The following is a 13,415-nucleotide window of genomic DNA, read 5'->3' as shown; positions in this document are numbered from 1 at the left end:
GACCTGTGCCTGGACACCCTGCCGGCCGCGCCGCCGCCGCTGGCCGGCAGGGTGTCCAGGCACAGGTCGGCCAGTTGCAAGCGCGCCAGATAGTCGGCCTGCGCCACACGCGGCGCGAACACCAGGCGCTCGCTGGCGACGCCGTGGCGCAGCGCGGCCACGCGCAGGTTGTCGCGCACCGGCTCGCTGTCGGCGGCCAGCCACAGCACGCTGTCCGGCACGCGCTGCAGGATGCGCATCCATGCGGCGAACTGCGCCGGCGCGAGCCGGCGGCTGCTGTTGAAGTTGCAGAACACGAAGCCATGCTCCGGCAGGCCGGCGCTGGCGCGGGTGGGCGCCGGGCCGACGGCGCGGCGGCGGTCGTGGATCTGCACGCAGTCGGGCAGGTACAGCGGCCGCTCGGTAAACTCGGCGCTGAGCGCCGGCGGCAGCACGAAGGCGTCGGCCAGCACATAGTCGAGCGCGGCCATGGCGCTGCTGCCGGCGTGGCCCAGCCAGCCGATCTGCACCGGCGCCGGGCGCTGCGCCAGGATGCCGGGGCGGCCGTCGGCGCCCAGGCCGTGCAGGTCGACCAGGATGTCGATTTCATGGGCGCGGATGGTTTGCGCCGCCTGCAGGTCGCTCATCACCGTCAGACGGATGTGGTGGTCCAGCTGCGGCGCGATGCGGGCGCGCAGGCCGCCGCGGTCTTCCTCGTTCCAGCTGAAGCCGTAGATTTCGAATTGTTCGCGCTGGTGCAGGCCGTACAGCTCGGCCGTGAGGCGGGCGGCGGCGTGGCTGCTGAAGTCGGACGACAGGTAACCGACGCGCAGCTTGCGGTGCACATAGCCGTGCATGTCGGCCAGCGGCGCCGGCGCCGGCGCGCGGTTGACCGGGTGGCGGCGGGCGGCGGCCAACTGGGCGGCCGGATCGTCGGCAAGGCACAGCAGCGAGGCGGCCGCGGCACTGTTGTTGAGGTCGGCCTCGGCCAGGCCGGGCAGTGGCGCGCACACCGGCCACGCGCATTGCTGCTGGCGCAGACTGATCCACTGGGCGGCAATCGCTGGCTGCTTGGGATCGAGCAGCAGGCTGCGCGCGCAGGCGTCCTCGGCCTCCGGATACTGCTTGCGCAGCGCCGCCACGCGCGCCACGCTGTTGAGCGCCTGGATCTGTTGCGGCCGGCTGGCGGGAAGGTCGGGGTCGATCTGCGCCAGCGCGGCGCGCCAGGTGGCCAGCGCGGCGTCGTGCTGGCGCAGGCGTTCCTGTAGCGTGCCGAGGGTCATGCGGGCGTCGATGAAATCGGGCTTGATGGCCAGCGCGGCGCGCAGCGATTGTTCGGCTTCCTGCTGTTCGTCGGCCTGGATCTGCAGCACGCCCAGGTTGTACCAGGCGGCAAACAGCAGCGGCGACTCGGTGCAGCGCAGCCACAGGTGGTACAGCTCGGCGGCGCGCGCGGCCTGGCCGGCGTGGCCCATCAGCCCGGCCAGGCCGATCAGCTGCATGATCGGCAGGGTGCCGCGCTTGGCCAGCGCAAAGGCGAGCCTGGCCGCCTGTGTCAGTTCATTGGCGGCAAGGGCCCGGTTCAGTTCCTGCAGTTGCGATTCGTCGCTGGGGAGGCTGGCAGTCATACTGGTATTGTCGGCTGAATCCGTCTAGGATTCAATCTTCACACACCAAAAGAGACAGTGACAGATGGACAGACCGTTTCAAATCCTCGGCCTGCAACAGATTGCGGTGGGCGCCGCCAGCAAGGAACCGTTGCGCCGGCTGTGGGTCGACATGCTGGGGCTGGCGCCGGCCGGCCATTTCGTCAGCGAGAAAGAGAACGTGGACGAGGATATTGTGCTGCTGGGCAGTGGTCCGTTCCAGGTGGAAGTGGATTTGATGCAGCCGCTGGACCCGGCGCGCAGCCCGCAGGTGGATCAGCCGGCGCTCAATCATGTCGGCCTGTGGGTCGACAATCTGGTGGTGGCGGTGGAATGGCTGACGGCGCAGGGCGTGCGCTTTGCGCCGGGCGGCATCCGCAAGGGCGCGTCCGGGCACGACATCGCGTTTTTGCATCCGAAGGCGAACGAGGCGTTTCCGATTGGCGGCGCCGGCGTGTTGATCGAGCTGGTGCAGGCGCCGGCCGAGGTGATTGCGGCGTATCGGGGAGCGTGAGATGCTGGTCAAGGACATCATGAGTCGCGATGTGGTGACGGTGGGGCTGGACGATACGCTGGCGCTGGTGAAAGAGATTTTCGATCACAGCAAGTTTCACCATTTGCTGGCGCTGGAAAAGGGCGAGCTGCTGGGTGTGGTGTCGGACCGCGACCTGTTCAAGGCGCTGAGTCCGAACCTGGGCACCAATGTCGAAACTTACAAGGATGCGGCCACGCTGAACAAGCGGGTGCACCAGATCATGTCGCGCAAGCCGAAGATCTTGCGCGACGATGCGACGGTGGACGACGCCATCGACCTGTTCAACCAGCACGCGGTGTCGTGCATCCCCATCCTCAGCCAGGACGACCGGCTGGTGGGCATCCTCAGCTGGCGCGACATCCTGCGCAACCTGCGGCCGCAGCCCTGACACCTTTGCGCTGGCCCGGTCTGCTTAGTGGCCTTCAGCGGCGTTGAACATGGTTTTGGCGTAGATCAGGCCGAGACCGTAGCCGCCGCCGTGGGCGATCGAGGTGGCGACGGTTTCGTTGTAGGTCTCGCCACGGGCCCAGTCGCGCTGCAGTTCGAGCAGGTATTGCAGCGAGGTCATCGGGCGGGCACCGGCTTGCACCATGCGCTGCACGGCACGTTCATGAGCTTCGTCGGAGACGTCGCCGCTGGCGTCGGTGATGACGTAGACTTCAAAGCCCTGGTCCAGCGCCGACAGTGCCGGACCCACGATGCATACCGAAGTCCACAGGCCGGCCAGCACGATTTTGTCCTTGCCGATGGCGTTGACGCGTTCGGCGATGCGTGCGTCTTCCCAGGTATTCATGGTGGTGCGGTCGATGGCGACTTCGTCCGGGAACACTTCCTTGATTTCGTTGAAGATCGGACCGGAGAACGATTTTTCGGCGACGGTGGTCAGGATGGTCGGCACCTTGAATTCCTTGGCGGCCTTGGCCACCAGGGCGACGTTGTTGCGCAGCTGGACCGGGTCGATCGACTTGGTGGCAAACGACATCTGCGACTGGTGATCGATCATGATCAGGGTGTGGTTGACTGGATTCAGCAGGGTTTGACCTGGTTGGGCGATGGCGGTTGGCATGATGTATTCTCCTGAGATTCAATAATTTCGATTGGTGGTAAGCGTTTGTTGGCGCCTCGTTGAAAAGCATTATGCGTGAGCGAGACGTTAACAAAAAGCGGAAAAATTTATGGCGTATATTCGAAATTTTCGATTGTTCTATGCAGCGTTGTTTCTTGCATCGGCGGCGCAAGCTCAGGATCAGTGTTCCAGCCTCGTGACATCCGCGCAGGTCGCAGCGGACAAGGCAGAGTGGGTATTCGAGGCCGACGTTGTGGTGATTTCACAGGCAGTTGGCGAGGCGGCACGTTTCAATGTGACGGTTGAAAACGTGAAGATGCTGTATGAGGTGGGCCAGTCGCCGCGTCTGTTCACGGTGACCTTGCGGCCGAGCTGTTTCCTTAATGCTGACCAACAGTTGAGTGGCGCAGCTGCCAAGCAGTTGACCGGCAAGCGGATGCGCTTTTATGGCACACAAATGGTGGCCGGTCGTGGTCGGCAATTTTTCTACATGCAGCCGGTTAGCGAACCCGCGCCGTCTTTCACTCCACGCCATCAATATGTGACCGCTGGTCATGCCATGAATGCGTCGACACCCGAGGCGGATGGCTGGTATCGCGCGCATTCAGCCGAGGGTGGTTTTGCCATCGATATGCCGGGTGAGTTCGAGGACATTACGAAGGCGGGGCCGGGCGAACCGGGCTTTATGGTGCGCGGCAAGGATCAATATGGTTCGGTTTATCTGGCGGTATTTGAACGATCAGGGCCGGAGTCCAGCATAGGGATTGCTGTCGACCACACCTATGAAGATAACCCTGCGGGCAGATCCATGTTCAAAGGTGCGGAATCGGTCTATTACGTCGGCAAGAATGGTGAACGGATTACCCACGGCCTTTGGTTTCGCGTGCCAGGCGGCTCGTTCATGCTGGGTATCGTAACGGAGAAGGAGTATGAAGCAGCGTCGATGAAGTTCAAGGACCGCTTCTTTAATTCGCTGTCGTTCGACTAAAGGGCGAGCGCATCGGCAGCCCTGAACACGTTTGCGTTGTCCCAAACGGCGTGGGGTTCTCGGGTATAGACTGATTGTCTGGCTCGGAACCGCACCGTGCGTATGAAGGAGAACGCCATGCAACTTGAATTGTCGTTAAGGGCAGAAATTTCGCGAGATCTGGCTAAGGGGGAGTGGAAGGAGCGGCTCGAAGAGATTCTGCATGCTCTTGCCGTCGGCGATAACCCCTTTAGTACTCCTCCTGCACCATCGCCACGCCGGCCTAATGTTTTCCTGGCTGAGGAACATGATCATTTTTTAGTGTTTCAGCGATATGAAGGCAAGGTCCGCGTCATGGACATCATGCTGAAACCAGAGGAGTCGTAGTGCTTGCCTTGGTCAGTGCCCGACTGAATTTGCCGCAGCTTGGCGCAGATCTCGTTGCGCTAGATGCATTGCTGGCGGAGCAGCCGTGTTTGGATGAGGCCGGACCACGCGGGTTGCAGCAATTTTTTAATGCCAGACCCAATCTGGTGCTTTTGATGTCCAGAGCGCTTTTCGATGGTATTGCGGCGGCGGCCTACTTGCCTGGCTGCTCCATTATGCAAGAGTTTTATGCGGATTTTGCGATTGCCGACAAAACAGGCTCGAAGTTCCTGTTCGTGGAATTTGAACATGCGAAAAGGAACAGCATATTTTCGATCAAGACAGCGGGAAAATCGAGCCAAAGCTATCAATGGTCACGCACATTCGAGCATGGCTTCAGTCAGATCGTGGACTGGTACTTCCGTCTGGACGATTACCATCGGACTAGCAAAATCGAAGAGCACTTTGGGGCACCGAAGATTGAATATCTCGGTGTCCTTATCATTGGCCGTGACCATTTTCTGAAGCAAGCGGGCTTGATGCAACGTTTTGAATGGCGAAGAAGACACACTGTGATCAACAGCCGAAATCTGCGTTGCTTCACTTTTGATGAGCTTGCGAGGGAGCTGCGCGAGCACTATGAGGCATTGCTGGATTTTGACGCAAAGTGACAGCTCATGAAGAAGCTCCTTAAAATTGGGATTGCAGAGGACGGCCGCCATCCAGCGCAGGCCGCCGCTCCTTAAGCGGCCAGCGCCGGATAGTCGGTGTAACCCTGTGCCGTGCCGCCGAAATAGGCATTGCGGTTGGCCTCGTTCATGGCGGCGCCGGTTTGCAGGCGCGTCACGAAATCCGGATTGGCGAGCACCATCTGGCCATAAGATTCCAGCTCGGCCAGGCCGCTGGCGAGGTCGGCGCCGATCTGGTCGCGCGGGCGGCCCGGACGGTTCAGCATGAGCGTACCCTGCCACAGCTGGCGGATATCGGCCAGCAGCGGCTCGTCGCCCTGGTGCATGATGTGCAGATAGGCCAGGCCCAGCCGGTTTAGTTCTGTCACCAGATGGCGGTACAGCGCCGGCCCTTCCGCTCCTTCGTCGATGCCCCACAGGGTGGTGCCGGGCGACAGCCGGATCGCGGTGCGGTCGGCGCCGATTTCAGCGGCAATCGCTTGCGTCACTTCGATCGCGAAGCGGGCGCGGTTTGCAATCGAGCCGCCGTATTCATCGTCGCGGCTGTTGGCGCTGGGGGCGAAGAATTGCTGGATCAGATAGGCGTTGGCACCATGGATTTCCACACCATCGGCGCCGGCTTCGATGGCGCGGCGCGCGGCCAGGCGGAAGTCCTGTACGGTCTGGCGTATCTCGCCGGTGCTGAGCGCGCGCGGCGTCGGAATGTCCTGCATGCCGATGGCGGTGAACATCGGCGCGCCGGGGGCAATGGCCGATGGTGCCACGCCCTGGCGGTGATGCGGCGTGTTATCCGGATGCGACATGCGGCCAGCGTGCATCAGCTGGATGAAGATGCGGCCGCCTTTGGCGTGCACCGCGTTGCTGACCTTGCGCCAGCCGGCCACGTGGGCGTCGGTGTAAATGCCGGGCGTGGTCAGGTAGCCCTGGCCGTCATCGGATGGCTGCGTGCCTTCGGTGACGATCAGGCCGACACCGGCGCGCTGGCCATAGTATTCGGCCGCCAGCGCGCCGGGCGTGCCGTCGTGCTGGGCGCGCGAACGGGTCATCGGCGCCATCACCAGGCGGTTGTTCAGGGTATAACGGCCCAGTTGGACCGGTTCAAATGCTTGGTTCATTGCGGTGTCCTTGAGAGTACGGCCGATCAGCGCGGTGGAAGCGGCCATGAATTGATGGATGTGCTCTTTGGTCAAGCCTTCTGACGGCAGGATGGCCCGCCCTTTGTTGTTGAACATGGCGCCGCTGTGCTGGGCGATATCGGGCGAAAGCAGCAGCGGCGTGATGCGGCGCGCGTAGTCATCGGCATTTGGCATCAGCAGGCCAATCAACCATTCGGCCAGACGCGACTTCAGCGTGTCCTTGCCGAAGAAGTTGTCGCGGATATTGGTCTTGATGAGGCCGGGGTTGAGGCCGAAGAACACGGCCTGGCGATATTGACGCGCGGCGTCGAGCACCAGCATTTCATTGCCGGCCACAGTGTTCATATGGGCCGGCATGGCTTTGTAGCCGCGTTCGGCGTTGAGGTCGTCGGCGCTGCCGGCGTTGCCTGCGCCGGGGTAGCCCATGATAAACACGCGTGGCCGGGCGGCGGTCTGCTTGCCGAGGCGCGGTACCAGCGCGCGTAGCATCACCAGTCGATTCAGATAGCTGACGGCCAGATCGCGCTCGATGCCCTCGGCGGTTTCCTGTCGTTGCGGCGCGGCGAAGATGCCGGTGGTGAAAATCAGCATGTCCAGGGTTTCGGCTGGCAGCGCGGTGGCCACGCGGCGCGCTTCGCTCATCAGACTGAGATCGGCCTGGATGAAGTCAACGCCGGGCGTGCCATGGTCGCGGAAGGTCTGGCCCACCACGACGACGCGAGCGCCCAGCGATGCAAGGTGACGGCTGAGCGCGCGGCCGATGCCGCCGGTGCCGCCGATGATGGCGATGCGTTGGCCGGCGGCGGCCGCCGCCGGCGACTCGGCAGGGCGCCAGGTGATGTGATGGGCGAGCTTCATGATGTTGTCCGTGATTGCGATGGAGGCATTATCTTTTGCTTCCGAGGCGGGATAAATCCGGTAGGATGGATAACTTTGATCCATTGATGGAGCAATCGGATGGAGCTGCTGAATGACATGGCACTGTTTGTGGAGGTGGTGAAGGCCAAGGGTTTCCGCAGCGCGGCCGAGGCGCTGGGCATGCCGAACTCCACGCTGTCGCGGCGCATCAGTGGGCTGGAAAAGGCGATCGGCCTGCGGCTGCTGCACCGCACCACGCGCCGCATCGAGCTGACCGAGGCCGGGCAGATCTATTTCGAGCGCTGCAAGCGCATCGTCGACGAGGCGCGGCTGGCGCATGAGCAACTGGGCGAGATGCTGGCGCAGCCCAGCGGCGTGCTGCGCGCCTCGCTGCCGGTGGATTTCGCGGTCACCTATCTGGCGCCGCTGATTGCGGAGTTTGCGGAGCTATATCCCGGCATCACCTTCGATTTCGATCTGACGCCGCGCCGGGTGGATCTGGTGAGCGAGCCGTTTGATGTGGCGATCCGCATCGGCGAGTTGGCCGATTCGCAGCTGATCGCGCGGCCACTGGCATCGCTGACGCCATACGTTTACGCGTCGCCGGTCTACTTGAAGCGCTGCGGCGTACCGGGCGAGCCGGAGGCGCTGGCGCGGCACGAGTGCCTGGGCATCCTGCGCGCTGGCGCATGGCATCTGAGTGATGGTCAGCGCAGTGCGACGGTGCCGGTGGCGGGGCGTTTCAATCTGAACAGTGTGGGGATGATACGCCGCCTGGCGACACTGGATAGGGGCGTGATACTGATGCCGGAGGAAATAGTGGCGGATGAAGTGGCGTCCGGCAGGCTGCAACGCATCCTGCCGGACTGGTATGGGACGCCGACCAATGTCTACGCGATCACAGAAACCCGCTTGCTGCCGGCGAAAACGCAGCGCTTCATCGAGTTCCTGCGCGAGCGGTTGGCGCGCCGGGCTTAGTGGCCTTCAGCGGCGTTGAACATGGTTTTGGCGTAGATCAGGCCGAGACCATAGCCGCCGCCGTGGGCGATCGAGGTGGCGACGGTTTCGTTGTAGGTCTCGCCACGGGCCCAGTCGCGCTGCAGTTCGAGCAGGTATTGCAGCGAGGTCATCGGGCGGGCACCGGCTTGCACCATGCGCTGCACGGCGCGTTCATGAGCTTCGTCGGAGACGTCGCCGCTGGCGTCGGTGATGACGTAGACTTCAAAGCCCTGGTCCAGCGCCGACAGTGCCGGACCCACGATGCATACCGAAGTCCACAGGCCGGCCAGCACGATTTTGTCCTTGCCGATGGCGTTGACGCGTTCAGCGATGCGTGCGTCTTCCCAGGTGTTCATGGTGGTACGATCAATCGCGACTTCGTCCGGGAACACTTCCTTGATTTCGTTGAAGATCGGGCCGGAGAACGATTTTTCGGCAACCGTGGTCAGGATGGTCGGCACCTTGAATTCTTTGGCGGCCTTGGCCACCAGGGCGACGTTGTTACGCAGCTGGACCGGGTCGATCGACTTGGTGGCAAACGACATCTGCGACTGGTGATCGATCATGATCAGGGTGTGGTTGACTGGGTTCAGCAGGGTTGGACCTGGTTGGGCGATGGAGGTTGGCATGATGTATTCTCCTGAGATTCAATAATTTCGATTGGTATTAAGCGTTGTTCGCGCTCCGTTGAAATGAATTATGCGTGAGCTCGACAACAACAAAAAGCGGAAAAATTTATGAGCTATGTTCGAAAATTTCGAATGATGATGTTGGCGGCAGTTTTTGCCGCTCCGGCGTATGCGCAGGACACGCACTGTGAAATCGCCCAGGCCAGGGAGCTGGCGTCGCTGAATGATTTGCCGGCGCAGGTGCAGGATTTGCTGGAACGGTCGGTGGTCGGTACCGGTGGCATCTCGGATATCGGCGGCAAATTTAATGCCTCCGACGCGATTGTCGACGCGTCTGTTCCCATGCGCCGGCTGAAGTCGGGCCAGGTCGGCGCCGATTGCATTCATCTGGCCATCGAGCGCGGCGGCATTGGTTATTCAGTACAGCAAGCGGAGTATCAACTGGTGGACGGTGCTTGGGTGCAGATCGCCGGCAAGCGGCTGAAGAAGGCGCCGCCGCTGGCGCCTACCGCTGGAACGCGTCCAGCAGCAGCGCCGCCAAGGTAGCGGGATTGACGGTGCCGTCGGCGGCTTGTCGCAGCGCTTGCGGCAACGCGGCCTGGATGGCGGGATGATGGCGGAAGCGTTCCTGCAGGCCGGCTTCGATCAGCTGCCACATCCAGGCCTGTGCCTGCTGCTTGCGGCGCTCGTCGAAGGCGCCGGCTTGCTGCATCAGGCGGCGGTAGTTTTGCAGCGTGGCCCAGATTTCGGCGATGCCGTCGCCGCTGGTGGCGCTGGCCTGTAGTACCGGCACTTGCCAGTGCGGCGAGGCGGGGCGCAGCATGTGCAAGGCGCTGCGCATCTGGCCGGCGGCGATGGCGGCGGCGCGCGGGTCAAGGTCGGTTTTGTTGTAGACCACCAGGTCGGCCAGTTCGAGGATGCCTTTTTTGATGCCTTGCAGTTCGTCGCCGGCGTTGGGCAGTTGCAGCAACAGGAACACGTCGCACATGGCGGCGACTGCGGTTTCGCTTTGGCCGACGCCGACCGTTTCAACGATGATGATGTCGAAGCCGGCCGCTTCGCACAGCAGCATGGCTTCGCGGCTCTGGTGGCCGACGCCGCCCAGCGCGCCGCGCGCGGGGGAGGGGCGGATGTAGGCGTTTTCCTGTTGCGACAGCTGTTCCATGCGGGTTTTGTCGCCCAGGATGGAGCCGCCGGTCAGCGGGGAGGAGGGGTCGACCGCCAGCACAGCGACGCGCAGACCTTGCTCCAGCAGGTACATGCCGAAGGTTTCGATAAAGGTCGATTTGCCGACGCCGGGCACGCCGCTGATGCCGATGCGCAGGGCGTTGCCGGTGTGCGGCAAAAGGCGGTCCAGCAGGGATTGGGCGCGTAGCCGGTGATCGGGGCGGGCCGATTCGACCAGGGTGATGGCTTTGGCCAGCGCGCGCCGTTGCCGCGCCAGCAGGGCGGTGGCGAGAGCGTCGTCGTCAGGCTCGATGGCCATCAGGCGCGGGTCGCGGTGCCGGCCCCTGCGGACGGCGAGGCGCGGTCTGCGCCGGTGCGGGCGGCGGCCGTGAGCGGCAGCGCCTGATCGGCGCCAGAGAGCGCGGTGGCCGGGCCGTGCAGTGTGGTGTCCACCGCGTCGGCAACGCCCAATGCTTCGCGCACTTGCTGCAGCACTTCGGCCGCGCACTGCGGGATCGGCGTGCCGGGGCCGAAGATGCCTTTGACGCCAGCCTGGTACAGGAAGCCATGGTCCTGCGTCGGCACCACGCCGCCGACGAACACGATGATGTCGTCCGCGCCCTGCTCGCGCAAGGCGGCAATCAATTCCGGCACCAGCGTCTTGTGGCCGGCGGCCAGTGTGGAGATGCCGACCGCGTGCACATCGTTCTCGATGGCCTGGCGCGCGGCTTCCTGCGGCGTCTGGAACAGCGGCCCGAGGTCGACGTCGAAGCCCAGATCGGCAAACGCCGAACCGACCACGCGCGCGCCACGGTCATGCCCATCCTGCCCCAGCTTGGCGACCATGATGCGCGGCCGGCGTCCCTGTTCGACCGCGAACTGTTCGACTTCGGCGCGCAAACGTGTCCAGTTTTCGTCATCGGCCAAACCGGCCGCGTACACGCCGGACACGCTCTGGCTGGTGGCGCGATGCCGTCCCCACGCCTGTTCCAGCGCATCCGAAATCTCGCCCACGGTGGCGCGCAGACGGGTGGCGCGCACCGCCAGCTCCAGCAGATTGCCATGGCCTTCGTACGCCGCCACGCCCAGTTCGGCCAGCGCGGCGCCAACCGCATCCTGATCACGCGCGGCGCGGATCGCCGCCAGCCGCGCGATCTGCTGCTCGCGCACCGCCGTGTTGTCGATCTCGCGCGCCTCGACCTGATCCTCAATGCCGCTCTGGTATTTGTTGACGCCCACGATCACATCCTTTCCGGAATCGATGCGCGCCTGCTTGACCGCCGCCGCCGCCTCGATCTTCAGCTTGGCCCAGCCCGAGCCCACGGCCTGCGTCATGCCGCCCATCTGCTCCACTTCCTGGATGATGGCCCAGGCCTGATCGGCTACATCCTGGGTCAGCTTTTCCATCATGTAGGAACCGGCCCATGGATCGATGACGTTGGTGATCTGGGTCTCCTCCTGCAAAATCAACTGGGTGTTGCGGGCGATGCGCGCCGCAAACTCGGACGGCAGCGCGATCGCCTCGTCCAGCGAGTTGGTGTGCAGCGACTGGGTGCCGCCAAACACCGCCGCCATCGCCTCCACCGTGGTGCGCACCACGTTGTTGTAGGGGTCTTGCACCGTCAGCGACCAGCCGGAAGTCTGGCAGTGGGTGCGCAGCATCAGCGATTTCTGCGACTTGGCGCCAAAGTCCTGCATGATGCGGCACCACAGCAGGCGCGCCGCGCGCAGCTTGGCCACTTCCAGATAGAAGTTCATGCCGACGCCAAAGAAGAACGACAGCCGGCCGGCAAAGTCATCCACGTCCATGCCCTTGTTGATGGCGGTGCGCACGTATTCCATGCCGTCGGCCAGCGTCAGGCCCAGCTCCAGCGCCGGCGTGGCGCCGGCTTCCTGCATGTGATAGCCGGAAATCGACACCGAATTGAACTTCGGCATGTGCTGTGCCGTGTAGGCAATGATGTCGGCGACGATGCGCATCGATGGCTCGGGCGGATAGATGTACGTATTCCGCACCATGAATTCCTTCAGGATGTCGTTCTGTATGGTACCGGACAGTTGTTCCGGCGCCACGCCCGACTCCTCGGCGGCGACAATGTAGCCGGCCAATACCGGCAGCACCGCGCCATTCATGGTCATCGATACCGATACCTTGTCGAGCGCGATGCCGTCGAACAGGATCTTCATGTCCTCGACCGAATCGACCGCCACGCCGGCCTTGCCGACATCGCCCTTGACGCGCGGATGGTCGGAATCGTAGCCGCGATGGGTGGCCAGGTCGAACGCCACCGACACGCCCTGGCCGCCGCCGGCCAGCGTGCGGCGATAGAAGGCGTTGGATTCGGCGGCGGTGGAAAAGCCGGCGTACTGGCGGATGGTCCACGGCCGCGCCGCGTACATGGTGGCTTGCGGCCCGCGCACAAAGGGCGCGAAGCCGGGCAAGGTGTCGGTGTGCGGCAGACCATCCAGGTCGGCCGCCGTGTACAGGGCTTTCAGCGTGATATCGTCGGCCTGCGGGGTATCCAGGCGCGCGGCATCGCCGCCGGGCGCGGAGCGGGCGGCCGCGCGGCGCCAATCGTCCAGGGACGGGGTCGATGCTGGTGCGCGCGGATTGTCCATTCAAGCTGCCTTGCGGAATAAGATGCGCCGATTGTACCGTGCACAACCGCCCCTTGTGGGTAAAAAGACAGAGCGGTCAACACACCCCTGTTTTCCGGACCGCAAGCCCCTGCGCTTATGGTAAAGTTTGTCCGCATTAACAACATGCCGATACTGCGGAGCTTACGTGAACGATACAGTCAAACTGGAAGGTGAATTTGTCACGCTGCGCATGATGCGCGTCGACGACGCCGCCCAGACTTTCGCCTGGCGCCAGGCCGACCGCGCCCGCCTGCTCAACGCCGGCGCCGCCACGGTCGAACAGCAGGCCGCCTGGATTGCGAGCCGTCCGGGCTCCGAATATAATTTCATCATCGAATTGAAGGATGGCCGCGCCATCGGCATGCTGTCGCTGGTCGGCATCAACAAGGTCAATCGTCACGCCGAAACCGGCCGTTTCCTGATCGGTGACGAGGAAGCCGCCAAAGGCGTGCCGGCGGCGGTCGAGGCGATGAAGCTGCTGTACGAATTCGCCTTCGATCAGCTGGACCTGATCCGCCTGCACGGCACCGTTGCCTCCGGCAATCCGCTGATGGTGAAGTGGCAGAAGTATCTGGGCATGAAGGAAGAGGGCCGCATGCGCAGCCATTACTTCATCGACGGCAAATGGCAGGACGCCGTGATTCTCGGTCTGCTGGTGGACGAAGCCCGCAGCGTTTCCTATCCCCGCATGAACGCCCTGATCACTGCCGCCCGCCGCGCCCACGCTTGAACGCATAA

The 13,415-nt window shown here is 63.4% G+C and carries 14 protein-coding genes and 1 pseudogene; 8 read left to right on the top strand and 7 right to left on the bottom strand.

Annotation, left to right across the window (positions count from 1 at the left end; translation table 11 throughout):
• Positions 1 to 1,607 (bottom strand): O-linked N-acetylglucosamine transferase, SPINDLY family protein (locus GJ699_RS30940; protein ID WP_443093244.1); only part of this gene is annotated, 1,607 nt, incomplete at its 3' end.
• Between the two features lie 64 nt (positions 1,608 to 1,671).
• Between GJ699_RS30940 and GJ699_RS30935 the strand changes: the two genes are divergently transcribed.
• Complete coding sequence (locus GJ699_RS30935; RefSeq protein ID WP_154383272.1) at positions 1,672 to 2,139, top strand: VOC family protein; 468 nt, start codon at positions 1,672 to 1,674, stop codon at positions 2,137 to 2,139.
• Position 2,140: 1 nt separating this feature from the next.
• A complete protein-coding gene (locus tag GJ699_RS30930; protein WP_154383271.1) occupies positions 2,141 to 2,548 on the top strand; it encodes a CBS domain-containing protein in 408 nt (135 codons plus the stop codon).
• Positions 2,549 to 2,572: 24 nt separating this feature from the next.
• Here GJ699_RS30930 and GJ699_RS30925 read toward each other — a convergent pair whose 3' ends face one another.
• Positions 2,573 to 3,226, bottom strand: a complete 654-nt coding sequence (locus tag GJ699_RS30925) for a hydrolase (RefSeq protein ID WP_154383270.1) — start codon at positions 3,224 to 3,226, stop codon at positions 2,573 to 2,575.
• 109 nt (positions 3,227 to 3,335) lie between these two features.
• Here GJ699_RS30925 and GJ699_RS30920 point away from each other — a divergent pair, with 109 nt between their 5' ends.
• The 3 genes from GJ699_RS30920 to GJ699_RS30910 all read left to right on the top strand — a co-directional run bounded on the left by GJ699_RS30920 (position 3,336) and on the right by GJ699_RS30910 (position 5,230).
• Positions 3,336 to 4,214: a hypothetical protein gene (locus GJ699_RS30920; protein ID WP_154383269.1), complete on the top strand. Its 879-nt coding sequence runs from the start codon at positions 3,336 to 3,338 to the stop codon at positions 4,212 to 4,214.
• Positions 4,215 to 4,331: 117 nt separating this feature from the next.
• The gene (locus GJ699_RS30915; RefSeq protein ID WP_154383268.1) at positions 4,332 to 4,580 is read left to right on the top strand and encodes a hypothetical protein; all 249 of its coding nucleotides are present in this window, start codon (positions 4,332 to 4,334) and stop codon (positions 4,578 to 4,580) included.
• On the top strand, positions 4,580 to 5,230 hold the full coding sequence (locus tag GJ699_RS30910; RefSeq protein ID WP_154383267.1) for a Shedu immune nuclease family protein: 651 nt from the start codon (positions 4,580 to 4,582) through the stop codon (positions 5,228 to 5,230). Before GJ699_RS30915 ends, GJ699_RS30910 begins: the two co-directional genes overlap by 1 nt.
• Positions 5,231 to 5,301: 71 nt before the next feature.
• Here the strand turns inward: GJ699_RS30910 and GJ699_RS30905 are convergent, their stop codons facing one another.
• Positions 5,302 to 6,363, bottom strand: coding sequence for an alkene reductase (locus tag GJ699_RS30905; RefSeq protein ID WP_154383278.1), 1,062 nt, complete (start codon positions 6,361 to 6,363; stop codon positions 5,302 to 5,304).
• Positions 6,364 to 6,378: 15 nt separating this feature from the next.
• A pseudogene (locus GJ699_RS30900) lies at positions 6,379 to 7,242 on the bottom strand (SDR family NAD(P)-dependent oxidoreductase); the annotation flags it as partial.
• Between the two features lie 99 nt (positions 7,243 to 7,341).
• On the opposite strand from GJ699_RS30900, the gene GJ699_RS30895 reads away from it, so the two are divergent.
• Positions 7,342 to 8,220: a LysR family transcriptional regulator gene (locus GJ699_RS30895; protein ID WP_154383266.1), complete on the top strand. Its 879-nt coding sequence runs from the start codon at positions 7,342 to 7,344 to the stop codon at positions 8,218 to 8,220.
• Here the strand turns inward: GJ699_RS30895 and GJ699_RS30890 are convergent.
• Entirely contained in the window at positions 8,217 to 8,870 is a 654-nt protein-coding gene (locus GJ699_RS30890; protein WP_154383265.1) for a hydrolase, read from the bottom strand. The genes GJ699_RS30895 and GJ699_RS30890 overlap by 4 nt on opposite strands.
• A gap of 132 nt (positions 8,871 to 9,002) precedes the next feature.
• On the opposite strand from GJ699_RS30890, the gene GJ699_RS30885 reads away from it, so the two are divergent.
• Entirely contained in the window at positions 9,003 to 9,416 is a 414-nt protein-coding gene (locus GJ699_RS30885) for a hypothetical protein (RefSeq protein ID WP_154383264.1), read from the top strand.
• Here GJ699_RS30885 and meaB read toward each other — a convergent pair.
• The gene (gene meaB, locus GJ699_RS30880) at positions 9,376 to 10,356 is read right to left on the bottom strand and encodes a methylmalonyl Co-A mutase-associated GTPase MeaB (protein ID WP_154383263.1); all 981 of its coding nucleotides are present in this window, start codon (positions 10,354 to 10,356) and stop codon (positions 9,376 to 9,378) included. The two genes, GJ699_RS30885 and meaB, sit on opposite strands and share 41 nt — an antisense overlap.
• Positions 10,356 to 12,656, bottom strand: coding sequence for a methylmalonyl-CoA mutase (scpA, locus tag GJ699_RS30875; RefSeq protein ID WP_154383262.1), 2,301 nt, complete (start codon positions 12,654 to 12,656; stop codon positions 10,356 to 10,358). The genes meaB and scpA overlap by 1 nt, the downstream gene beginning before the upstream one ends.
• A 166-nt stretch (positions 12,657 to 12,822) precedes the next feature.
• Between scpA and GJ699_RS30870 the strand changes: the two genes are divergently transcribed.
• Positions 12,823 to 13,407, top strand: coding sequence for a GNAT family N-acetyltransferase (locus GJ699_RS30870; RefSeq protein WP_371867722.1), 585 nt, complete (start codon positions 12,823 to 12,825; stop codon positions 13,405 to 13,407).
• Positions 13,408 to 13,415 lie beyond the last annotated feature (8 nt).

The sequence above is a fragment of the Duganella guangzhouensis genome, assembly GCF_009674535.1.
GTDB lineage: Bacteria > Pseudomonadota > Gammaproteobacteria > Burkholderiales > Burkholderiaceae_D > Rugamonas > Rugamonas guangzhouensis.
This window is presented reverse-complemented; position numbering and strand designations above follow the sequence as displayed.

Excerpts from the sequence above, each read along its gene's own strand:
- GJ699_RS30905 (WP_154383278.1), bottom strand. The coding sequence starts at position 6,363 with ATGAACCAAGCATTTGAACCGGTCCAACTGGGCCGTTATACCCTGAAC.
- GJ699_RS30920 (WP_154383269.1), top strand. The coding sequence starts at position 3,336 with ATGGCGTATATTCGAAATTTTCGATTGTTCTATGCAGCGTTGTTTCTT.
- scpA (WP_154383262.1), bottom strand. The coding sequence starts at position 12,656 with ATGGACAATCCGCGCGCACCAGCATCGACCCCGTCCCTGGACGATTGG.
- GJ699_RS30925 (WP_154383270.1), bottom strand. The coding sequence starts at position 3,226 with ATGCCAACCGCCATCGCCCAACCAGGTCAAACCCTGCTGAATCCAGTC.
- meaB (WP_154383263.1), bottom strand. The coding sequence starts at position 10,356 with ATGGCCATCGAGCCTGACGACGACGCTCTCGCCACCGCCCTGCTGGCG.
- GJ699_RS30890 (WP_154383265.1), bottom strand. The coding sequence starts at position 8,870 with ATGCCAACCTCCATCGCCCAACCAGGTCCAACCCTGCTGAACCCAGTC.
- GJ699_RS30935 (WP_154383272.1), top strand. The coding sequence starts at position 1,672 with ATGGACAGACCGTTTCAAATCCTCGGCCTGCAACAGATTGCGGTGGGC.
- GJ699_RS30885 (WP_154383264.1), top strand. The coding sequence starts at position 9,003 with ATGATGATGTTGGCGGCAGTTTTTGCCGCTCCGGCGTATGCGCAGGAC.
- GJ699_RS30915 (WP_154383268.1), top strand. The coding sequence starts at position 4,332 with ATGCAACTTGAATTGTCGTTAAGGGCAGAAATTTCGCGAGATCTGGCT.
- GJ699_RS30895 (WP_154383266.1), top strand. The coding sequence starts at position 7,342 with ATGGAGCTGCTGAATGACATGGCACTGTTTGTGGAGGTGGTGAAGGCC.
- GJ699_RS30930 (WP_154383271.1), top strand. The coding sequence starts at position 2,141 with ATGCTGGTCAAGGACATCATGAGTCGCGATGTGGTGACGGTGGGGCTG.